The sequence below is a fragment of the Bradyrhizobium genosp. L genome (assembly GCF_015624485.1).
Taxonomy (GTDB): domain Bacteria; phylum Pseudomonadota; class Alphaproteobacteria; order Rhizobiales; family Xanthobacteraceae; genus Bradyrhizobium.
On record NZ_CP061378.1, the window covers coordinates 4,410,167 to 4,429,370 of the forward strand.

Consider the following 19,204-nt stretch of genomic DNA (forward strand, 5'->3'; position numbering starts at 1 on the left):
CGCCTCCTAGGAACTAGGTTGGTGCGTTGCTGGAATTTGGAAACCCGCTCACTTTGCGCGGGCGGATGCAGGGTTGATGCCGGCGAAGACAGGAGGTCGAGGTGTCGGGCCAGGATGCGAAATACTCGGATCTAGTGGAAATCGCCAAACGCAACGGCGACTTCAGCAAGCATTACGGAAAGTTCTGGGGCGGCTTGCTCCTCCTGTCAGTGGTCAACGCGGCAGCAGGTCGTCGACCCTTTCTGTGGGGCGGGCTGATTAGCCTCGGGACGGTGGCCGGCAGTATCCTTCTAAAATATGGTGGTCCTCTCATGAAATGAGCAGGCTGATGAAAACATTGAAGGTTGTTCTTGGGGCAATAGCTATTGTAGGCGCCTTACTATCGAGTTGGTGGTGGGTGCGGGCTGCTAGTGCTAAGGTGCTTGGCAAAGGCCAAGCTGGCGTGGGCTGGGGCGGAACGCCGGTAAACGTCGAGAACGAGAAGGGCGAGATCCTGGATTTCCTAGAGACGTTTAAACACCAATCCAGATACAACTCTCGGGCGGCTCTTGCGGCAGCAGTCAGCGCGCTAGCCGCAGGCGTCTTATTTCTTCTGAATATGCCCCGTCTTCCTAGCTGACTAGGATCACTAACCCCGTCATTGCGAGCGAAGCGAAGCAATCCGAGCATCCGTATGTGCGGAACGATGGATTGCTTCGTCGCTTCGCTTCTCGCAATGCCGGCTGAATAACTCGTTACGAACTCGTCAACCACCACGTCTGCACCGTCGCCGCCAGATTGTTCATCCCGTGCAGCAGGATGGTGAGCCAGGTCGAGCCGGTGCGGTAGCGCAGATAGCCGAACAGCAATCCGATCGACAGCACCTCGCCAAGGAAGAACCAGTCGTATTGCAGATGCATCATGGTCCAGACCACCGACGACAGCACGATCGCGCCGTAGGGACCGAGGAACGACTCCGACCATCCGCGATACAGCCAGCCGCGCGCGAACAGCTCCTCCCACAGCGGCGCCGCGCCGGCAAACGCGATCACCAGCAGCCACAGTGCGCCGTCGGCCTGCGCCGATTTCAGCACGTCGCCCATGAAGCCGGGCACCACCTCGCGACCGACTGCGCGCGAGATCGCGTCCCAGACCACGACCAGCACGGCGAGCGCGACGACGCCGATGACGACGTTTTTCCACGATGTGCCGTGCAGCCCGAGATAGTCGGCGAACAGCGTTCGGGTCGGGCGGATCGCGACCCACAGCGCCAGCAGCACCATCGGCAGGCCGGCCAGCACCGAGAGCGAGATGGTGAGGCCGTCGCCGACCACATGGACGATGCCGTCCACCGACAGCGGCCCGCCCTGCAGCAGCACGCAATAGATGATGGCCGCGAGCTGGCCGAGGAACATCGCGCCGAAAATCACGAGGCCCCACAGCGCGGTGCCCCAGAATTTCCAGACCCGCGGCGGACGCGGCGGCGGTTCGAGGGCGGTCGGCGGCAGGTCGGAATTGAGAGCGTCCATCAGGGGGCCTTCATGGCAGCGCCCGCGCAAGCCGCGCGCGCCGGAATCGGGAGATCATAAGCCTCTCGACCTGCGGCGGGCAGCGAAAAATTGCTAGATGCTTCCATGCTTTGGCGCATGACGGCCAAGCCGGATGTCGACCCAGTCATTGGCGCGCGTCCGGTTCGCATCCTTGCGCGAGGCCTGGACCGGAAAAATGTCGCCCGCATGCAGCTGTCGGCCATCGGGGTAAGCCGCCATCTGAAGGCTCGACTCGTGCGTCGCCCCATCCACTGGCGAGATGTAGGCGAAGCGGACCTCGATCTTGTGCTTGACGTCGGCGCTCTGCCACTTCGGATGCATGCGCGAAGCAAGCACGGCGAACTCGCAAGACATGAGATCGGAGCTCCAGGTTTTGCCCGATTCAGCACCGTCGGGCTTTTCCAGGTAGCACTGCTCCTTGACCTGGCTGATGCGCGCGTCGATCGGCCGGAAATTCACCCGCTTGTCGAACTCGTTGTAGATATGGATGCCGGCAAGGCCGGCGCAAATCACTCCGAAGAAGACGAGGCGCATGCGTGCTGCTCCCGATGCGCGCCCAGATCAGGTCCAGCGCGTCTTGTCCGGCTTGGTCTTGGAGGCGAGGATCGCCAGCACGTCGCCGGGGTGCAGCGGCTTGCCGTTCGGGAAGGCTGCCGCCTGCAGGCTCGACGCATGCGAAACCCCATCCACCGGAGAGACGTAGGCAACCTGCACTTCGATCTTGTGCCTGACGTCATAGCCCTGCCACTTCGGATGCTCGCGGCTCAGTCGCTGGGCGACGTCGCAAGGCAACAGGTCGGAGGTGTAGGTGGTCTTGGTGATGGCCCCGCGCTCGACCTTCTCCAGGAAGCATCGCTCGCTGACGGCACTGACGCGCGCATCGACGCGCTGATAGTTCACCTTCTTGTCGTACTGGTCGTATGCGACCATGCCGGCAATGCCGACCGCGACGATTACGAGGGCTCCAAGACGCATCCGCGTTCTCCCGTGCTGCCTGCATATCAAGCGGCCGGCAATTAAGGAGTGTTGAACGCGCCCTCGCCCGCTTGCGCGACGGCAAGCTTTGTCTTGCGAAAATGCCTCGGATTTGAGGGAAATCCCGCGCTATCGCCGCCGCGTGATTGGAACGTCGTAGGCCGCACCGCCCGCGCCCGGCAGCGAGAAGTGCCACCATTCCTTGGCGTAGTTGACAAAACCCTGCCCGGCCATCGCGGCAACCAGCCTGCTCCGCCAGCGCCGCTGCGCCGGCGTGGTCGAAGGGGCCGCCGTGTGGGCTTTCACGTCGGAGCAATCATAACCGGTACCCATGTCGACGCTGCCCTCGGGCGCACGCGCGGCCGCCGGCGCAGTGCAGTCGGCGTAATCCTTCGCAGGATCGAATGTGCCGGCGTTGTCGGCAGTCTGATCGACCAGCGTCAGGTCAACGGCCGCGCCGGTGGAATGGCCGGAATGGGTCGCGATATAGCCGAGGCGGAACAAATCGGCCTTGGCGAAAGCGGGATTGTAGCGATGTTCGGCCGCGGTTTCCTTGCCGTTCTGCGACCATGCCACCATGTCGGCGACCGCGCGCGCCGGCCGGTAGCAATCGAACATCTTCAGCGACAGCTTTTGCCGCGCCAGCTCCCGCTGCACCGCCTTCAGCCGCAGCCCGACCTCCCGCTTGACCACGCATTCCGCGGCGCCATAGCCCGCGATCGGCCGGCCCATGAAATTGTTCGAACTGGCGTAGCGGATGTCCTGGATGATGGTCGGGTCGATGTCGCGGAGCAGCACGAAACCGTCCGGCAGGGCCTGCGCAAGGACCGGCGAAACCCACGCCGCGACGGCGGCTACGCGTATGACAGTCTTCACGGGTTGCCCCTGGTTTATCGTGATGTCCGGTTGTACCGGCCATGTGGTGGAACGGTCGATCACATCTTACTCGGGGAAAACTCCGACAACCCCTCTTCGCGCTTGCCCCTTCGGCCATCCGCGCCTATAGCCATGGCTTTAATGACCCCATCATTGAAATCGACTTTCGTCCTTGGTCACCGGCATCTGCTGGGCATCGAGGGCCTTTCCGCTGACGACATCACGGGCCTGCTCGACCTCTCCGAGGAGTATGTCGAGCTCAACCGCCAGGTCGACAAGAAACGCGCCTCGTTGCGCGGCCGCACCCAGGTCAATTTGTTCTTCGAGGCCTCGACGCGGACCCAGTCCTCGTTCGAGATCGCCGGAAAACGGCTCGGCGCCGACGTCATGAACATGTCGGTGTCATCGATGTCGACCCGCAAGGGCGAGACGCTGATGGACACCGCGGTGACATTGAACGCCATGCACCCGGATATCCTGGTGGTGCGCCATCACGCCTCCGGCGCGGTGGAACTGCTGGCGCGCAAGGTTGACGGTTCCGTGATCAATGCCGGCGACGGCGCCCACGAGCATCCGACCCAGGCGCTGCTCGACGCGTTGACCATCCGCCGCAACAAGGGCCGCATCGAGGGCCTGGTGATCGCGATCTGCGGCGACGTGCTGCATTCGCGCGTGGCACGCTCCAACATCCTCCTGCTCAACACCATGGGCGCCCGCGTCCGCGTGGTGGCGCCCTCCACGCTGTTGCCGGCAGGCATCGAGCGGATGGGCGTCGAGGTCGCGCGCGACATGCGCGAGGGATTGAATGGCGCCGACATCGTGATGATGCTGCGCCTGCAGCGCGAGCGCATGAACGGCTCGTTCGTGCCGTCGTCGGCCGAATATTTCCACTATTTCGGGCTCGACAAGAAGAAGCTCGGCTACGCCAAGCCGGACGCGCTGGTGATGCATCCGGGACCGATGAATCGCGGCGTCGAGATCGACACCTTTGTGGCTGACGGCGCGCAGTCGCTGATCCGTGAACAGGTTGAAATGGGAGTGGCGGTACGCATGGCGGTGCTCGAAGCGCTCGCCCGCAACCTGCCGAACGCGTGACGCCATGCTGACTGACCGCAGACCCATCCTGCTCGCCAACGCCCGTGTCATCGATCCCTCGCGCGATTTCGACGGTCCCGGTGATGTTCTCATTGCCGATGGCGTGATCCGCGACGCCAAGCGCGGCATCGGCGCCGCCGGCGTCCCCGAAGGCACCGACGTCGTCAATTGCGCCGGCAAGATCGTCGCCCCCGGCCTGATCGACATGCGCGCCTTTGTCGGCGAGCCCGGCGCCAGCCACCGCGAGACCTTCGCCTCCGCGAGCCAGGCCGCGGCCGCCGGCGGCATCACCACCATCATCTGCCAACCCGACACCTCGCCGGTCATCGACAACTCGGCGACCGTCGACTTCGTGCTGCGCCGCGCCCGCGACACCGCGATCGTCAACATCCATCCGATGGCCGCGCTGACCAAGGGCATGCAGGGTCACGAGATGACCGAGCTCGGCCTGCTCAAGGCCGCAGGTGCCGTCGCCTTCACCGACGGCGACAAGAGCGTCACCAACGCGCAGGTGATGCGCCGCGCGCTGACCTACGCCCGCGATTTCGACGCGCTGATCGTGCATCACACCGAGGACCCGAATCTGGTCGGCGAAGGCGTGATGAACGACGGCGAGTTCGCGACCCGGCTCGGCCTGATGGGGATTCCGACCGCGGCCGAGTCGATCATGCTCGAGCGCGACCTGCGGCTCGCGGCGCTGACTGGCGGCCGCTACCACGCGGCCTCGCTGACCTCGATCGAGTCGCTCGAGATCCTCAAGCGCGCCCGCGATGGCGGCCTCGACGTTTCGGCCTCGGTCTCGATCAACCATGTCACCCTGAACGAGAACGACATCGGCCCCTACCGCACCTTCCTGAAGCTGGCGCCGCCGCTGCGCACCGAGGACGACCGCAAGGCGCTGGTCGCTGCCCTCGCCTCGGGCCTGATCGACGTTGTGATGAGCGATCACAATCCGCAGGACGTCGAGGTCAAGCGGCTGCCGTTCGCGGAAGCCGCGAGCGGCGCGGTCGGCCTGCAGACCATGCTGCCGGCGGCGCTGCGGCTGATCCACAATGCCGAGCTGGATTTCAAGACGCTGATCCGGGCGATGTCGACCCGGCCGGCGGAGCTCCTGGGGCTACCGGGCGGCACGCTGCGCGCAGGCTCCCCGGCCGACGTGGTCGTGATCGACGCCGACACGCCCTGGGTGCTCGATCGCGACGAGCTGAAATCGTTGTGCAAGAACACCCCGTTCGACGACGCCCGATTCTCCGGCCGCGTGGTCCGGACCATCGTCGGCGGACGAACGGTGTATGAGCACGTTTAAAACGGACCGGAACCCTAGCGCCCGGAAAGCTGAGAAATCGCTTCCATCATCGTGCCGACGACGCCGGCCACGAGATAAAGGCCAAGGAAAATCCGCTCCAGCCGCTTGCGCACCGAAGGCATGATAAGTTCTCCTCTTTACCTGGCCCCATGGTGCCGATTTATGGTTAATGTTCAGTTGACGGAAGTGCCCGGAAAGGGCGAGCCAGGGAGGAGTGACCGCGATGTCCGGTGACGCATTGCTGCCCACCGCCTTTCTTATCGGCTATCTCTGCGGCTCGATCCCGTTCGGCATGATCCTGACCCGGCTTGCCGGCACCCAGGACCTGCGCACGATCGGCTCCGGCAATATCGGCGCCACCAACGTGCTACGGACCGGTCGCAAGGGCCTCGCCGCGGCGACGCTGCTCGGCGACATGCTGAAGGGCACGGTTGCCGTCATCATCGCGGGCACGCTCGGCGGCCCAAACGCCGCGATGCTCGCAGCGCTCGGCGCCTTCCTCGGCCACCTCTTCCCGGTCTGGCTGAAATTTCGCGGCGGCAAGGGCGTTGCGACCTATATCGGCGTGCTGCTCGGCCTGTTCTGGCCGGCCGCGCTGATCTTCGCGGTGATCTGGCTCGGCACCGCCTACACCACCCGCTACTCGTCGCTGTCGGCGCTGATCGCCGCCTTCGTGACGCCACTGTTCCTGTGGTTCTTCGGCCACAACGCGCTGGCATCCTTGTTCGCCGTGCTGACCATCCTGCTGTTCTACATGCACCGCGAGAACATCAAGCGCCTGCAGGCCGGCACCGAAGGCAAGATCGGCGAGAAGAAGTAACTCCTCTCGTCATTCCGGGGCGCGACGAAGTCGCGAGCCCGGAATCCATTGAGCAGCATCACGCGTGGCAAAATGGATTCCGGGCTCTCGCTTCGCGAGCCCCGGAATGACGGTGGATCACTTTGCCAGCGCCGCCTCGACAAAGCTCGCCGCCGCCAATGCCCGCGCATCGGCGCCGAACGGTGCGACCACGGTCACGCCGACCGGCAATCCGCCGTCCGCGACCAGCGTCGGCACGTTGACGCAGGGCACGCCCATCAGCGTCCACAGCCGGTTGTAGCGGGGATCGCCGGTCGACGCCAAGCCCTTGGGCGCGGCGCCGGGTGCCGACAGCGTCAGCAGCACATCGACCTCGTCGAACACAGCAGCGAGCGCCAGCCGCGCGCGGGCGGCGACGTCGTTGGCCGCATCGTAATCGGCCGGTGTCATACCCCTGCTCTCGTCGAGCCTGCCGCGCAACAGCGGCGGCATCGCCTCGTAATTCTCGCGGTACTCCCAGGCGAACGACCGATGCGCGTCGAAATCCTGGATCACGGGATGGATCCGCCAGGCCTCTGCGACGATCTCGGGCATCGCAAGCTCGCGCACCGAAGCACCCGCCTGTCCCGCCGCACGTGCCGCCTTTTGCAAGGCTCCCGCGCCCGCCGGCTCCGGCGCGCCGGCAAAATCCTGCGTCACCACGCCGATGCGCGGCGCGGCGACATTGGCGGGCAACAGCAGCTCCGGCCGGTTGGTCATCGCCGCCAGCCCGGCGGCGACATCGCGCACGCCGGCCGCGAACAGCCCGACGGTATCGAGCGACCAGGAAAAGCATTTCACGCCGACGGTCGGCAGCAGCCGATAGCTCGGCTTGATCGCGGCAACGCCGCAGAACGAGGCCGGCCGGATCACCGAGCCGCCGGTCTGCGTGCCCAGCGCCAGCGGGATCATCCCGGCCCCGACCGCCGCCGCCGAGCCCGAGGACGAGCCGCCGGGCGTATGCGCAGAATTGTGCGGATTGAGGGTCGCGGTCGGATCGTTCGCGGCAAAGGCCGTCGTCGTGGTCTTGCCGACAATGGTGGCACCGGCCAGCTTCAACGCCATCACGACCGGCGCGTCGGCGCGCGGGCGATGGCCGCGGTAGATCTGCGAGCCCATCTCGGTCGGGAAGTCGGCGGTGTCGATGATGTCCTTGATGCCGACGGTGATGCCGCGCAATGGCCCGTCCGTCTGCGCGCGGGCACGCGCGTCGCGGCAGACGAAGGCGCCGACCCGCGGTTCATGCGCCGCGATCGCCTCCTGCGACTGCGCGATCGCGGCATCCGGCGAAAGTGAACCCTTTGCGATGCGCTGTTGAAGGTCGACCAGAGAGATCATTGGCGGCATCCTGTTCTTGTTGGCCGTTTGTAGCGCGTCAGGCGCGACGATGCCAATCATCCGGTTGATTGCAATCTCCGGTTGGGCGAAGCTGCCGTCCGCATGCATGACCGGACGCAAAACACGACGCACCTCACCGACGCCGAGCGGCTCAACCGCCTGCGGCTGATCCGCTCCGACAATGTCGGTCCGCGTACCTTTGCATCGCTGCTGCGCCATTTCGGCAGCGCTGCGGCGGCGCTGGAGCGGCTGCCCGATCTCGCGCGCCGCGGCGGCGCCTCGGCGTCGGGACGGATCTGTAGCGCGGCGGAAGCGGCCGCGGAGCTCGCGGCCTGCGAGAGGAGCGGCGTCAGCCTGGTCGCGCCCGAAGAGGCGCATTATCCATCGCGGCTCGCCACCATCGACGATGCGCCGCCGCTGCTCGGCATCCGCGGCGCGCGCGACGCATTGGCGCGGCCGATGATCGCGATCGTCGGCTCGCGCAACGCTTCCGGCGCCGGATTGAAGTTTGCGGGCCAGCTTGCGCGGGATCTCGGCGACGCCGGCTTCGTCGTGATCTCCGGCCTCGCCCGCGGCATCGACGGCGCGGCGCATCGCGCGAGCCTCGCCGGCGGCACGGTCGCGGTGCTCGCCGGCGGCCATGACAAGATCTATCCGCCGGAGCATGCGGATCTGCTCGCCGCGCTGCTCGATCAGGGCGCGGCGATCTCGGAGATGCCGCTCGGCCATGTGCCGCGGGCGCGCGACTTTCCCCGCCGCAATCGGCTGATCTCGGGCGCCTCGCTTGGCGTCGTGATCGTCGAGGCTGCGCAGCGCTCGGGCTCGCTGATCACGGCGCGAATGGCCGGCGAACAGGGCCGCGAGGTGTTCGCGGTGCCGGGCTCGCCGATCGATCCGCGCGCCGCCGGCACCAACGATCTGATCAAGCAGGGCGCGACCCTGGTCACCGAGGCCGCCGACATCATCAGCGCCGTCACCCCGATCATGGAGCGGCCGCTCATGCTTCCGTTGCGCGAAGACGACGAGCCGCTGGATTTCTCCACCGGCGCGCCCGGCCGCAACAGGGTGATCGATCTGCTCGGACCGAGCCCGATCAGCATCGACGACCTGATCCGGATGTCGGATCTGTCGCCGGCCGTGGTCCGCGCCGTGCTGCTCGAGCTCGAGCTCGCCGGCCGATTGGAGCGCCACGGCGGCGGCCTGGTGTCGATGATCTAGCTTTGCACAGAGTTAAGAGCGCAGCTATTTCCCCGTCATTGCGAGGAGCGATAGCGACGAAGCAATCCATGTCTCCTCTTGCTGCGATATGGATTGCTTCGCGGAGCCTGTCATCGGGCGCGCGTTCGCGCGACCCGTTGGCTCGCAATGACGGGATAGAGCGACGGCAAATCACTCGCTCCGCGCGTCAAACCGCGTGCGCGCGCCCTCGATCTCCGGCAAATGCCCGAACGCCCACTCGCCGAGCGCCTGTACCGGCTTGGCGAGGCCGCGGCCGAGATCGGTCAGCTCGTAGTCGACCCGTGGCGGAATTGTCGGATAGATCGTGCGCGTGACGAGGCCGTCGCGCTCCAGCCCGCGCAGGGTGAGCGTCAGCATCCGCTGTGAGATGCCGTTGATCGTGCGCTTCAATTCGTTGAAACGGCGCGGCCCGTCGATCAGGTTCATGATCACGAACACGCTCCATTTGTCGCCGACCCGCGCCAGCACCGAAGCCACCGCCTTGCAATCACTGTGCTCGGGGCTGGGCTTTGGCCGCGGCGGCAGGCAAGGCACACGGATGTTCTCAGGTCTCATGGCTGTGCTCGGGTTTCAAAAATGTGCGTTCTTGCGGAGATTTAGGACGGTCACTCATATAGCGCCAGTTACAAACCTATACCAAAGGTGACCCCTGCCATGAAACTTTTGCACATCGATTCCTCGGTCCTCGGCCCCCACTCCGTCAGCCGCCAGGTCTCCGCCGCCGCGGTCGAGCGGCTGCGCCAGGCCAATCCAGGCCTCGCCGTGAGCTATCGCGACCTGTCCCAGACCCCGCTCGGCCACCTCTCCGGCCTGCACCTTGCCGCCAACCAGGGCGCGGCACCGGATCCGTCGGTGCGTGATGACGTTGTCGCCGGCCAGGCCGTGCTGGAGGAGTTCCTCGCCGCCGACACCGTCGTGATCGGTGCGCCGATGTACAATTTCACGATTCCGAGCCAGCTCAAGGCCTGGATCGACCGCATCCTGGTGGCTGGAAAAACCTTCAAATACGGCGCCGGTGGCGTCGAGGGACTGGCCGGCAGCAAGCGCGTCATCATCGCGATCTCGCGCGGCGGCTACTACGGCGCCGACACGCCGATGGCCGCGCTCGAGCATCTCGAGACCTATCTGCGTGGGGTGTTCGGCTTCATCGGCGTCAAGAACCTGGAATTCATCTCCGCCGACGGCATCCAGGTCGGCCCGGAGCATCGCGAGAAGGCGGTTGCGGGCGCGTTGCAGGCCGCCGGCAGCCTGAACGCCGCCTGACGCTGTGAAAGCACCACCTGCCGCGGCCGTGACTTCGGCAGGTGCCTGCTCAGCGCCAAGAGCTCAGAACCAGGCACCTTGAACGCCGAAAATGACGGCGACGAGGGAAATCAACAGGCCAATGCCGGAAAACAGCGCGACGGTGACGAGTTGCGAGGTCTCCGAATTCTCGGATGCCTTCTCAGACGCCTTGGCGACGGGAACTGAAGTCGAAATGCGAGCGGCTGCTTTCGGCATGACGTCACTCCAAATGATTCCGTGTGAAAAATCCCCGCCCTAAGGAGGAGTCCGGCGACTACGACGAAGGTTCAATGCGTCGCCGTCGTTCGATCACGCTAGTGCAAAAAAAGTTTGGCCGGCGTGATCCGCATCACACCGGCCGATTTTTCTCAAATTGGAGCTAGAACTTTTTTCGAGGTCTCAGCCGCGATAGATCGGGGCGCCCGCAGGCGAGGCCGTCGCGCCGCCATCGATGAACAGTTCCTGCCCCTGCACATGCGCGGCATCGTCGGAGGCGAGGAACAGCACCGTCTTCGAGATGTGATCGGGTTCACCGATGCGGCCGAGCGGCGTGGTCTTGCCGATCCGCGCCTCGAACGCCTTCTCGGCCTCGGGCGTTGCGATCGCCGCGCCCCAGATCGGCGTGCGCACGGCGCCCGGCGCCACCACGTTGACGCGGATATTGCGCGGCGACAGTTCCGAGGCCATCACCCGCGCCATCGCGCGCACGCCGGCCTTGCTCGCCGCATAGGCCGAATAGCCGGGGTTGCCGAGCACCGAGATCACAGAACCGTTGAGGATGATCGATGCGCCGTCGTTGAGATAAGGCGACGCCGCCTGCACCGTGAAGAAGACGCCGGTGAGATTGGTGCGGATCACGCTCTCGAACGCCGCAAGCGTGGTGCCGCCGACCGGCGTCTGGCCGGGAATGCCGGCATTGGCGAACAGGATATCGTAGTTGCCGAATCTTTCCGCGCCCTGCTTCACCGCGGCCTCCAGCGCCGCGACGTCGTTGGCATCGGCCGCCACGGCAAAGCCGTTCGGCCCGAGTTCCTTGGCCGCCGCCGCAAGCCGCTCCTTGTTGCGGCCGGTGATCACGACCTTGGCGCCCTCGGCCACGAACAGCTTTGCCGTCGCAAGCCCGATGCCGCTATTGCCGCCGGTGATCAACGCGACCTTGTTTGCCAGTCTCATGTCCGCCTCCAATTTGGTTGCATTATTAAACTTCATTGCCTAGCTAGAGCATCTGGTTTAATATTGCAACTACACAAGACTGTGATGGCCTTATTCGTGGAGAGCGCCTGTGAAACGAACCAGCCTTGCGGATGACGGCTGCCCGGTTGCGCGCGCGCTCGACGTGTTCGGCGACTGGTGGTCGCTCCTGATCATCCGCGACGCCAGCCTCGGGCGGCGCCGCTTCGGCGAATTCCAGGCGAGCCTCGGGCTCGCCAGAAACATCCTCGCCAGCCGGCTGCGCACGCTGGTCGAGCGCGGCATCCTGAAGACCGCGCCCGCCTCCGACGGCAGCGCCTACCAGGAATATCTGCTGACGCCGAAGGGCCGCGGCATTTTCCCGATCATGGTCGCGCTGCGGCAATGGAGCGAGGAATTCGACGAGCATCCCGACGAGATCGACACCGTCATGGTCGACCGCGAGAAAGGCAAACCGGTGAGGAAGCTCGTGCTGTACTCCCAGGACGGCCGCGTGCTCAATGCCGCCGACACCACGCTGAAGCCGCGACCGGTGCGGAAGCCGCGGCGCGTGGTGGCGTAGCATTCTCCCCTCGTCATTCCGGGCTCGCGCTACGCGCGCCCCTTGGCGCGAGCCCGGAATGACGGAGGGGCCAGGACGACGCGGATGGAAGCGCCGTGCGTGCAACTCCTCAAGACAGCTTCCGCCGGGTGCGGGCGCGGATCTGCTCGTCGGCTTCCAGTCGCGCCATCGCAAGCAGATGGTCGAGAACCTCGAACTGGTGCCGCTGGGCGAGTTTGGCGAGTTCGGTCACGGCGGCTGCGATCAGGATCAGGACGTCGTCCGGACCGCCCTCCCGAGTTGCCACGTCACCTGCCGATTGCCGCCGGCCGGATGCCTTGCGCTTCCGGCCGCCCCCTGTCCTGCTCAAAAGGCCGAATCCATGCCCACCCAGGATCAAGCGATACGCCCTTTTCGGCCACAACTCTAGGGCGCATTTTTCAACTGTAGGGATAGGAACTCGTCATCGGGAACCGGCCTTTCAAGTTCAGGCGATTTGACAGGGGCCGCCCCAACACCCATGTTCGCCCCGAAAGAGCGGATCCCGAGTCTCGTGGAATCCAGCTTCAAGTTTTCCCGTAAGCTATTGGAATGACATGAATATCGTCATTGTGGAGTCGCCTGCCAAGGCCAAGACGATCAACAAATATCTGGGGTCCTCCTACGAGGTCCTGGCGTCGTTCGGCCATGTCCGCGACCTCCCGGCCAAGAACGGATCGGTCGATCCGGACGCCAATTTCCAGATGATCTGGGAAGTTGACGCCAAGGCCGCCGGCCGTCTCAACGACATCGCGAAGGCGCTCAAAGGTGCCGACCGCCTGATTCTCGCAACCGACCCTGATCGCGAGGGCGAAGCGATCTCCTGGCACGTGCTGGAAGTGATGAAGGAGAAGCGCGCGCTGAAGGATCAGAAGGTCGAGCGCGTCGTGTTCAACGCCATCACCAAGCAGGCGGTCACCGACGCCATGAAGGCGCCGCGCCAGATCGACGGCGCGCTGGTCGATGCCTATATGGCGCGCCGTGCGCTGGACTATCTGGTCGGCTTCACCCTCTCCCCGGTGCTGTGGCGCAAGCTGCCCGGGGCGCGCTCGGCCGGCCGCGTGCAGTCGGTCGCGTTGCGGCTGGTCTGCGACCGCGAGCTCGAGATCGAGAAGTTCGTCCCCCGCGAATACTGGTCGCTGGTCGCGACGCTCTTGACGCCGCGCGGCGAGGCGTTCGAGGCGCGTCTGGTCGGCGCCGACGGCAAGAAGATCCAGCGGCTCGACATCGGCTCCGGTGCGGAAGCCGAGGATCTCAAAAAGGCGATCGAGGCCGCGCTGTTCAAGGTCGCGACCGTCGAAGCCAAGCCGGCGCGGCGCAATCCGCAGGCGCCCTTCACCACCTCGACCCTGCAGCAGGAAGCCAGCCGCAAGCTCGGCTTCGCGCCGGCGCACACCATGCGCATCGCGCAGCGGCTCTATGAAGGCATCGACATCGGCGGCGAGACCACCGGCCTCATCACCTATATGCGAACCGACGGCGTGCAGATCGATCCGTCCGCCATCACCCAGGCGCGCAAGGTGATCGGCGAGGATTACGGCAACGCCTATGTGCCCGACGCCCCGCGCCAGTACCAGGCCAAGGCCAAGAACGCCCAGGAAGCGCACGAAGCGATCCGCCCGACCGATCTGTCGCGCCGGCCGGCCTCGATCGGCCGCAGGCTCGATGCCGACCAGGCGAGACTCTATGAATTGATCTGGAAGCGCACCATCGCGAGCCAGATGGAATCCGCCGAACTCGAGCGCACCACCGTCGACATCGAGGCCAAGGCCGGCTCCCGCGTGCTGGAGCTGCGCGCCACCGGTCAGGTCATCAAGTTCGACGGTTTCCTCGCACTCTATCAAGAGAGCCGTGACGACGAGGAGGACGAGGATTCACGCCGCCTGCCCGCGATGAGCGAAGGCGAAGCCGTGAAGCGCCAGAGCCTCGCCGTCACCCAGCACTTCACCGAGCCGCCGCCGCGCTTCTCGGAAGCCTCGCTGGTGAAGCGGATGGAAGAGCTCGGCATCGGCCGGCCCTCGACTTACGCTTCGATCCTGCAAGTGCTGAAGGACCGCGGCTACGTCAAGCTGGAGAAGAAGCGGCTGCACGGCGAGGACAAGGGCCGCGTCGTGGTCGCGTTCCTGGAAAATTTCTTCGCGCGCTACGTCGAATACGACTTCACCGCCGATCTCGAGGAGCAGCTCGACCGCATCTCCAACAACGAGGTGGCCTGGCAGCAGGTGCTGCAGGATTTCTGGCGCGGCTTCATCGGCGCGGTCAACGACATCAAGGACCTCCGCGTTGCCGAAGTGCTCGACGCGCTCGACGAGATGCTCGGCCCGCACATCTATCCGCCGCGCGCGGATGGCGGCGATGTCAGGCAATGTCCGACCTGCGGCACCGGCCGGCTCAATTTGAAGGCCGGCAAGTTCGGCGCCTTCGTCGGTTGCTCGAACTATCCGGAATGCCGCTACACCCGCCAGCTTGCCGCCGACAGCGCCGAGAGCGCCGACCGCATCCTCGGCACCGATCCCGACACCGGGTTGGATGTCGCCGTGAAGATCGGCCGGTTCGGCCCGTATATCCAGCGTGGCGAGCAGAAGGACTACGAGGAAGGCGAGAAGCCGAAGCGCACGGGTATCCCCAAGGGCATCTCGCCTGGCGACGTCGACCTCGAAATCGCGCTGAAGCTGCTGTCGCTGCCGCGCGAGGTCGGCAAACATCCGGAAACCGGACAGCCAATCATCGCCGACAATGGCCGGTTCGGGCCTTACGTGAAGCACGAGAAGACCTATGCCAGCCTCGAGGCCGGCGACGAGGTCTTCACCATCGGGCTCAATCGCGCTGTGACGCTGATCGCGGAGAAGGTCGCGAAGGGGCCGAGCGGACGCCGTTTCGGCGCCGATCCGGGCAAGCCGCTCGGCGATCATCCCTCGCTCGGCGCGGTCGCGCTGAAGAACGGCCGCTACGGCGCCTATGTCACCGCTGGCGGCGTCAACGCCACGATCCCGAGCGACAAGACGCCCGACGAGGTCACGCTGGCCGAGGCGATCGCCCTGATCGACGAGCGCGCCGCCAAGGGCGGCGGCAAGACCAAGGGCAAGAAGGCCAAGGCGGCGAAGCCGGCCAAGGAAACAAAGGCTGCGAAGGCCGATGGTGAGGCCAAGCCCGCCAAGAAGACGGCGGCCAAGAAGGCCGCGGCGAAACCAAAATCCGAGGCGACCACCAAGGCGCGCGCGCCGGTCGCATCGAACTCGAACACTTCAGCCGCGAAGCCCGCGGCGACAACCAAAGCGCCGGCAAAAAAGAGTGCCGGCAAGGCAAGAGGATAAGTGAAACCAAAACACGACCATGGCTTTCCGGCAAAGGACGCCATCGTCGCCTTCATTCGCGCCAATCCCGGCAAGGTCGGGACCCGCGAAATCGCCCGGGCGTTCGGCCTGAAGAACGCCGACCGCGTCGAGCTGAAGCGGATGCTCCGCGAGCTCGCCGAGGACGGAACGGTCGCCAAGCGCGGCCGCAAGATGCACGAGCCGGCGGCGCTGCCGCCGACCGTGCTCGCCGACATCACCGGGCGCGACAGCGACGGCGAATTGATCGCCACCCCCGCCGAGTGGGACTCCGAAGAGAACGGCTCCGCCCCGAAAATCCGTATCGAGATTCCACGGCGGCCGAAGCCCGGCACCGCGGCCGGCGTCGGCGACCGCGCGCTGCTGCGGGTCGAAGTCACCAACGAGCGCGACGGCACGCCCTATAGCGGCCGCGTCATCAAGGTGATCGACCATGCGCGAAGCCGCATTCTCGGCATCTTCCGCCGCAATCCCGATGGCAGCGGACGGCTGATCCCGGTCGACAAGAAGCAGGCCGGTCGCGAGCTCAATATCGCCAAGGCCGACGACGGCGGCGCCGAGGATGGCGACCTCATCAGCGTCGATCTGGTCCGCACCCGCGGCTTCGGCCTCAACTCCGGCCGCGTCAAGGAACGGCTCGGCTCGATCGCGAGCGAGAAGGCGATCAGCTTGATCGCGATCAACGCCCATGACATTCCGCAGGTGTTCTCGCCTGCCGCGGTGCACGAGTCCGAAGAGGCAAAGCCCGCGACCTTGCAGGGCCGCGAGGACTGGCGCGACGTGCCGCTCGTCACCATCGATCCGCCCGACGCCAAGGATCATGACGACGCCGTGCATGCCGAGGTCGACCCCGACCCGAACAACAAGGGCGGCTATATCGTCCATGTCGCGATTGCCGACGTCGCCTTCTATGTGCGGCCGGGCTCGGCGCTCGACCGCGACGCGCTCCAGCGCGGCAACTCGGTCTACTTCCCCGACCGCGTCGTGCCGATGCTGCCGGAGCGCATCTCCAACAATCTCTGTTCGCTGGTGCCTGGCGAGCCGCGCGGCGCGCTTGCGGTGCGGATGGTGATCGGCGCCGACGGCCGCAAGCGCTCGCACACCTTCCATCGCGTGCTGATGCGCTCGGCGGCCAAGTTGAACTACGCGCAGGCGCAGGCTGCGATCGACGGGAGGCCCGACGACACCACCGGCCCCCTGCTCGATCCGATCCTCAAGCCGCTGTGGACCGCCTACGAACTCGTCAGGCTTGCGCGCAACGAGCGCGATCCGCTCGATCTCGATCTGCCCGAACGCAAGATCCTGCTCAAGGCGGACGGCACCGTCGACCGCGTGATCGTGCCGCAACGGCTCGATGCGCACCGGCTGATCGAGGAGTTCATGATCCTCGCCAACGTCGCGGCGGCCGAGATGCTGGAGAAGAAGAACCTCCCGCTGATCTATCGCGTCCATGACGAGCCGAGCCAGGAGAAGGTCCACAATCTCCAGGAATTTCTGAAGACGCTCGATTTGCCCTTCACCAAGCAGGGCGCGCTCCGGCCGACCCAGTTCAACCGCGTGCTGGCGCAGGTCTCGGGCGAGGACTACGAGCCGCTGGTCAACGAGGTGGTGCTGCGCTCGCAGGCACAGGCTGAATATTCGGCCGAGAATTACGGCCATTTCGGCCTGAACCTGCGCCGCTATGCGCATTTCACGTCACCGATTCGCCGCTATGCCGATTTGATCGTGCATCGCGCGCTGATCCGCGCGCTGGCCCTAGGCGACGGCGCGCTGCCGCCGGACGAGACGGTGGAGACACTGGCCGAGATCGCAGCGCAGATCTCCGTCACGGAACGGCGCGCCATGAAGGCGGAGCGCGAGACCGCCGACCGGCTGATCGCCCATTTCCTCGCCGACAAGGTCGGCGCCTCGTTCCAGGGCCGCATTTCCGGCGTGACGCGCGCCGGATTGTTCGTGAAGCTCGACGACACCGGCGCCGACGGCTTGATCCCGATCCGCACCATCGGCAGCGAATATTTCAACTATGACGAGACGCGCCACGCGCTGATCGGCTCACGCAGCGGAACGATGTACCGGCTCGGCGACGTCGTCGACGTCCGCCTGGTCGAGGCTGCCCCGATAGCCGGCGCGTTGCGCTTTGAGCTATTATCCGCCGGCCAGGCAGTTCCGCGCGGCAGAAAACGCGAGGGCGTGCGCGCCGAGCGTCGCGCCAGCGCGCATAAGCCGGGGCGCAGCAAGCCGCGCAAGCCGGCCAAGCCCAAGAAGTCGGGCAAATCGAAGCGAGGCAAGTCATGGAAGGGATGACACCGCCGACCGTCGTGTGGACCCGCGACGCCTCCGCGCCCGAGAAGCGCGACGTGTGGACCGCGATGAAGCGCGGCTTCTTCGGCCGCTGTCCGCGCTGCGGCCAGGGCAGGCTGTTCCGCGCCTTCCTCAAATGCGACGGCCGCTGCCCGGTGTGCGATCTCGATTTCTCGCCGCATCGCGCCGACGATCTGCCCGCCTATCTCGTCATCGTCATCGTCGGTCATATCGTGGTACCGACCGCGCTGATCGTCGAGACCGATTATTCGCCGCCGGTGTGGCTGCAACTCGCGATCTATTTGCCGCTTACGCTGGTGGCTTCGCTTGCCCTGCTGCAGCCGGTGAAAGGCGCCGTGATCGGGCTGCAATGGGCATTGCGTATGGGCGGCTTTGACGAAAATGCCCCTAGCGACGACCCGTCCCTCTAGCTAAACCGCACGACAAGAAACGCCGAAAGGGATGAAATGACTGAGACCGCCGCTCCCGTCCACCAGGGGGAAAAAGAACCCGATCATCATCCGTACTTCCGGCCGAAGGATGCGGCGACGCTGATCCTGATCGACCGCTCCGGTGCGAAGCCGAAAGTGCTGGTCGGCAAACGCCACGACAAGGTGGTGTTCATGCCGGGCAAATACGTCTTCCCCGGCGGCCGCGTCGACAAGGCCGACAACCGCGTGCCCGTGGCGGCTCCGATCACCGCCGAGCTCGAGGCCAATCTGCTGAAGGGCAGCCCGAAAATCACGCCCGGCCGCGCGCGTGCGCTCGCCAATGCCGCGATCCGCGAGGCCTGCGAGGAGACCGGCCTGTGCCTTGGCCGCAAGGTCGAGAAGACGGCAAAACTCGAAGGTCCCTGGAAGCCGTTCAGCGACGCAGGACTGCTGCCCGATCCGTCCGGCCTGTTCCTGATCGCGCGCGCGATCACCCCGCCCGGCCGCGTCCGCCGTTTCGACACCCGCTTCTTCACCGCCGATGCCTCGAGCATCGCGCATCGCATCGAAGGTGTGGTGCATGCCGACGCCGAGCTGGTCGAGTTGGTGTGGGTCGAGATCGGCTCCGAGCCGCTCGCCGATGCGCATGCCATGACCAAGAACGTGCTTGCCGAGCTCGACCGCCGCCTCGCCACCGGCCCACTCCGGCATGATGCGGCCGTGCCGTTCTTCCATTTCTACGGCGGCAAGATGCAGAAGGATGTGCTGGGGGCGTGATCTGTCCCCTCGTCATTCCGGGGCGCGACGCAGTCGCGAGCCCGGAATCCATTCCTCCACAGACAATGCGGCCCGATGGATTCCGGGCTCGCGCCAAGAGGCGCGCCCCGGA

Annotated in this window: 21 protein-coding genes; 12 read left to right on the forward strand and 9 right to left on the reverse strand. The window is 65.7% G+C overall.

What is annotated here, in order from left to right; genetic code table 11:
- Positions 1 to 101 precede the first annotated feature (101 nt).
- Positions 102 to 320: a hypothetical protein gene (locus IC762_RS20855; protein ID WP_195784123.1), complete on the forward strand. Its 219-nt coding sequence runs from the start codon at positions 102 to 104 to the stop codon at positions 318 to 320.
- An 8-nt stretch (positions 321 to 328) separates the two neighbouring features.
- Positions 329 to 619 (forward strand): hypothetical protein, encoded by a 291-nt coding sequence (locus IC762_RS20860; protein WP_195784124.1) that lies wholly within the window; start codon positions 329 to 331, stop codon positions 617 to 619.
- Positions 620 to 734: 115 nt separating this feature from the next.
- Here the strand turns inward: IC762_RS20860 and IC762_RS20865 are convergent, their stop codons facing one another.
- From IC762_RS20865 to IC762_RS20880, 4 genes are all read right to left on the reverse strand, one after another.
- Positions 735 to 1,508, reverse strand: coding sequence for a CPBP family intramembrane glutamic endopeptidase (locus IC762_RS20865; RefSeq protein ID WP_195784125.1), 774 nt, complete (start codon positions 1,506 to 1,508; stop codon positions 735 to 737).
- A gap of 93 nt (positions 1,509 to 1,601) precedes the next feature.
- Complete coding sequence (locus IC762_RS20870) at positions 1,602 to 2,063, reverse strand: hypothetical protein (RefSeq protein ID WP_195784126.1); 462 nt, start codon at positions 2,061 to 2,063, stop codon at positions 1,602 to 1,604.
- Positions 2,064 to 2,090: 27 nt separating this feature from the next.
- On the reverse strand, positions 2,091 to 2,504 hold the full coding sequence (locus IC762_RS20875) for a hypothetical protein (RefSeq protein WP_195784127.1): 414 nt from the start codon (positions 2,502 to 2,504) through the stop codon (positions 2,091 to 2,093).
- Between the two features lie 129 nt (positions 2,505 to 2,633).
- Positions 2,634 to 3,380, reverse strand: coding sequence for a M15 family metallopeptidase (locus IC762_RS20880; protein ID WP_195784128.1), 747 nt, complete (start codon positions 3,378 to 3,380; stop codon positions 2,634 to 2,636).
- Between the two features lie 141 nt (positions 3,381 to 3,521).
- Here IC762_RS20880 and IC762_RS20885 point away from each other — a divergent pair, with 141 nt between their 5' ends.
- The 3 genes from IC762_RS20885 to plsY all read left to right on the forward strand — a co-directional run bounded on the left by IC762_RS20885 (position 3,522) and on the right by plsY (position 6,601).
- Complete coding sequence (locus IC762_RS20885; protein ID WP_195784129.1) at positions 3,522 to 4,475, forward strand: aspartate carbamoyltransferase catalytic subunit; 954 nt, start codon at positions 3,522 to 3,524, stop codon at positions 4,473 to 4,475.
- 4 nt (positions 4,476 to 4,479) lie between these two features.
- Complete coding sequence (locus IC762_RS20890) at positions 4,480 to 5,781, forward strand: dihydroorotase (protein WP_195784130.1); 1,302 nt, start codon at positions 4,480 to 4,482, stop codon at positions 5,779 to 5,781.
- A gap of 223 nt (positions 5,782 to 6,004) precedes the next feature.
- Positions 6,005 to 6,601, forward strand: a complete 597-nt coding sequence (gene plsY / locus IC762_RS20895; protein WP_195784131.1) for a glycerol-3-phosphate 1-O-acyltransferase PlsY — start codon at positions 6,005 to 6,007, stop codon at positions 6,599 to 6,601.
- 117 nt (positions 6,602 to 6,718) lie between these two features.
- Here plsY and IC762_RS20900 read toward each other — a convergent pair whose 3' ends face one another.
- Entirely contained in the window at positions 6,719 to 7,957 is a 1,239-nt protein-coding gene (locus IC762_RS20900) for an amidase (protein WP_195784132.1), read from the reverse strand.
- A gap of 102 nt (positions 7,958 to 8,059) precedes the next feature.
- Between IC762_RS20900 and dprA the strand changes: the two genes are divergently transcribed.
- A complete protein-coding gene (gene dprA / locus IC762_RS20905; RefSeq protein ID WP_195784133.1) occupies positions 8,060 to 9,175 on the forward strand; it encodes a DNA-processing protein DprA in 1,116 nt (371 codons plus the stop codon).
- Between the two features lie 171 nt (positions 9,176 to 9,346).
- Here the strand turns inward: dprA and IC762_RS20910 are convergent, their stop codons facing one another.
- Positions 9,347 to 9,751: a winged helix-turn-helix transcriptional regulator gene (locus tag IC762_RS20910; RefSeq protein WP_195784134.1), complete on the reverse strand. Its 405-nt coding sequence runs from the start codon at positions 9,749 to 9,751 to the stop codon at positions 9,347 to 9,349.
- 99 nt (positions 9,752 to 9,850) lie between these two features.
- On the opposite strand from IC762_RS20910, the gene IC762_RS20915 reads away from it, so the two are divergent.
- A complete protein-coding gene (locus IC762_RS20915) occupies positions 9,851 to 10,459 on the forward strand; it encodes an FMN-dependent NADH-azoreductase (RefSeq protein WP_195784135.1) in 609 nt (202 codons plus the stop codon).
- A gap of 63 nt (positions 10,460 to 10,522) precedes the next feature.
- Here the strand turns inward: IC762_RS20915 and IC762_RS20920 are convergent, their stop codons facing one another.
- The gene (locus IC762_RS20920) at positions 10,523 to 10,696 is read right to left on the reverse strand and encodes a hypothetical protein (protein ID WP_195784136.1); all 174 of its coding nucleotides are present in this window, start codon (positions 10,694 to 10,696) and stop codon (positions 10,523 to 10,525) included.
- Positions 10,697 to 10,879: 183 nt separating this feature from the next.
- Complete coding sequence (locus IC762_RS20925) at positions 10,880 to 11,653, reverse strand: SDR family NAD(P)-dependent oxidoreductase (RefSeq protein WP_195784137.1); 774 nt, start codon at positions 11,651 to 11,653, stop codon at positions 10,880 to 10,882.
- Between the two features lie 109 nt (positions 11,654 to 11,762).
- Between IC762_RS20925 and IC762_RS20930 the strand changes: the two genes are divergently transcribed.
- Positions 11,763 to 12,233, forward strand: coding sequence for a winged helix-turn-helix transcriptional regulator (locus IC762_RS20930; protein ID WP_195784138.1), 471 nt, complete (start codon positions 11,763 to 11,765; stop codon positions 12,231 to 12,233).
- 109 nt (positions 12,234 to 12,342) lie between these two features.
- Here the strand turns inward: IC762_RS20930 and IC762_RS20935 are convergent, their stop codons facing one another.
- Positions 12,343 to 12,519, reverse strand: coding sequence for a hypothetical protein (locus IC762_RS20935; protein WP_195790435.1), 177 nt, complete (start codon positions 12,517 to 12,519; stop codon positions 12,343 to 12,345).
- A 289-nt stretch (positions 12,520 to 12,808) separates the two neighbouring features.
- Here IC762_RS20935 and topA point away from each other — a divergent pair, with 289 nt between their 5' ends.
- Genes topA through IC762_RS20955 form a run of 4 tightly spaced genes read left to right on the forward strand, consistent with a single transcriptional unit; the run spans position 12,809 to position 19,092 of the window.
- Positions 12,809 to 15,565 carry a type I DNA topoisomerase gene (gene topA / locus IC762_RS20940; RefSeq protein ID WP_195784139.1) on the forward strand — a complete coding sequence of 919 codons (2,757 nt, stop codon included), beginning with the start codon at positions 12,809 to 12,811 and terminating at the stop codon, positions 15,563 to 15,565.
- The gene (rnr, locus tag IC762_RS20945; protein WP_195784140.1) at positions 15,566 to 17,887 is read left to right on the forward strand and encodes a ribonuclease R; all 2,322 of its coding nucleotides are present in this window, start codon (positions 15,566 to 15,568) and stop codon (positions 17,885 to 17,887) included.
- Positions 17,875 to 18,315 carry a DUF983 domain-containing protein gene (locus IC762_RS20950; RefSeq protein WP_195784141.1) on the forward strand — a complete coding sequence of 147 codons (441 nt, stop codon included), beginning with the start codon at positions 17,875 to 17,877 and terminating at the stop codon, positions 18,313 to 18,315. Before rnr ends, IC762_RS20950 begins: the two co-directional genes overlap by 13 nt.
- Positions 18,316 to 18,351: 36 nt before the next feature.
- Positions 18,352 to 19,092: an NUDIX hydrolase gene (locus IC762_RS20955; protein ID WP_195784142.1), complete on the forward strand. Its 741-nt coding sequence runs from the start codon at positions 18,352 to 18,354 to the stop codon at positions 19,090 to 19,092.
- Positions 19,093 to 19,204: the final 112 nt, after the last annotated feature.

Coding starts and splice junctions, on each gene's coding strand:
- IC762_RS20915 (WP_195784135.1), top strand. CDS start 9,851: ATGAAACTTTTGCACATCGATTCCTCGGTCCTCGGCCCCCACTCCGTC.
- IC762_RS20910 (WP_195784134.1), bottom strand. CDS start 9,751: ATGAGACCTGAGAACATCCGTGTGCCTTGCCTGCCGCCGCGGCCAAAG.
- IC762_RS20955 (WP_195784142.1), top strand. CDS start 18,352: ATGACTGAGACCGCCGCTCCCGTCCACCAGGGGGAAAAAGAACCCGAT.
- plsY (WP_195784131.1), top strand. CDS start 6,005: ATGTCCGGTGACGCATTGCTGCCCACCGCCTTTCTTATCGGCTATCTC.
- IC762_RS20885 (WP_195784129.1), top strand. CDS start 3,522: ATGACCCCATCATTGAAATCGACTTTCGTCCTTGGTCACCGGCATCTG.
- IC762_RS20875 (WP_195784127.1), bottom strand. CDS start 2,504: ATGCGTCTTGGAGCCCTCGTAATCGTCGCGGTCGGCATTGCCGGCATG.
- topA (WP_195784139.1), top strand. CDS start 12,809: ATGAATATCGTCATTGTGGAGTCGCCTGCCAAGGCCAAGACGATCAAC.
- IC762_RS20860 (WP_195784124.1), top strand. CDS start 329: ATGAAAACATTGAAGGTTGTTCTTGGGGCAATAGCTATTGTAGGCGCC.
- IC762_RS20925 (WP_195784137.1), bottom strand. CDS start 11,653: ATGAGACTGGCAAACAAGGTCGCGTTGATCACCGGCGGCAATAGCGGC.
- IC762_RS20870 (WP_195784126.1), bottom strand. CDS start 2,063: ATGCGCCTCGTCTTCTTCGGAGTGATTTGCGCCGGCCTTGCCGGCATC.
- dprA (WP_195784133.1), top strand. CDS start 8,060: ATGCATGACCGGACGCAAAACACGACGCACCTCACCGACGCCGAGCGG.
- IC762_RS20920 (WP_195784136.1), bottom strand. CDS start 10,696: ATGCCGAAAGCAGCCGCTCGCATTTCGACTTCAGTTCCCGTCGCCAAG.
- IC762_RS20900 (WP_195784132.1), bottom strand. CDS start 7,957: ATGATCTCTCTGGTCGACCTTCAACAGCGCATCGCAAAGGGTTCACTT.
- IC762_RS20890 (WP_195784130.1), top strand. CDS start 4,480: ATGCTGACTGACCGCAGACCCATCCTGCTCGCCAACGCCCGTGTCATC.
- IC762_RS20950 (WP_195784141.1), top strand. CDS start 17,875: ATGGAAGGGATGACACCGCCGACCGTCGTGTGGACCCGCGACGCCTCC.
- IC762_RS20865 (WP_195784125.1), bottom strand. CDS start 1,508: ATGGACGCTCTCAATTCCGACCTGCCGCCGACCGCCCTCGAACCGCCG.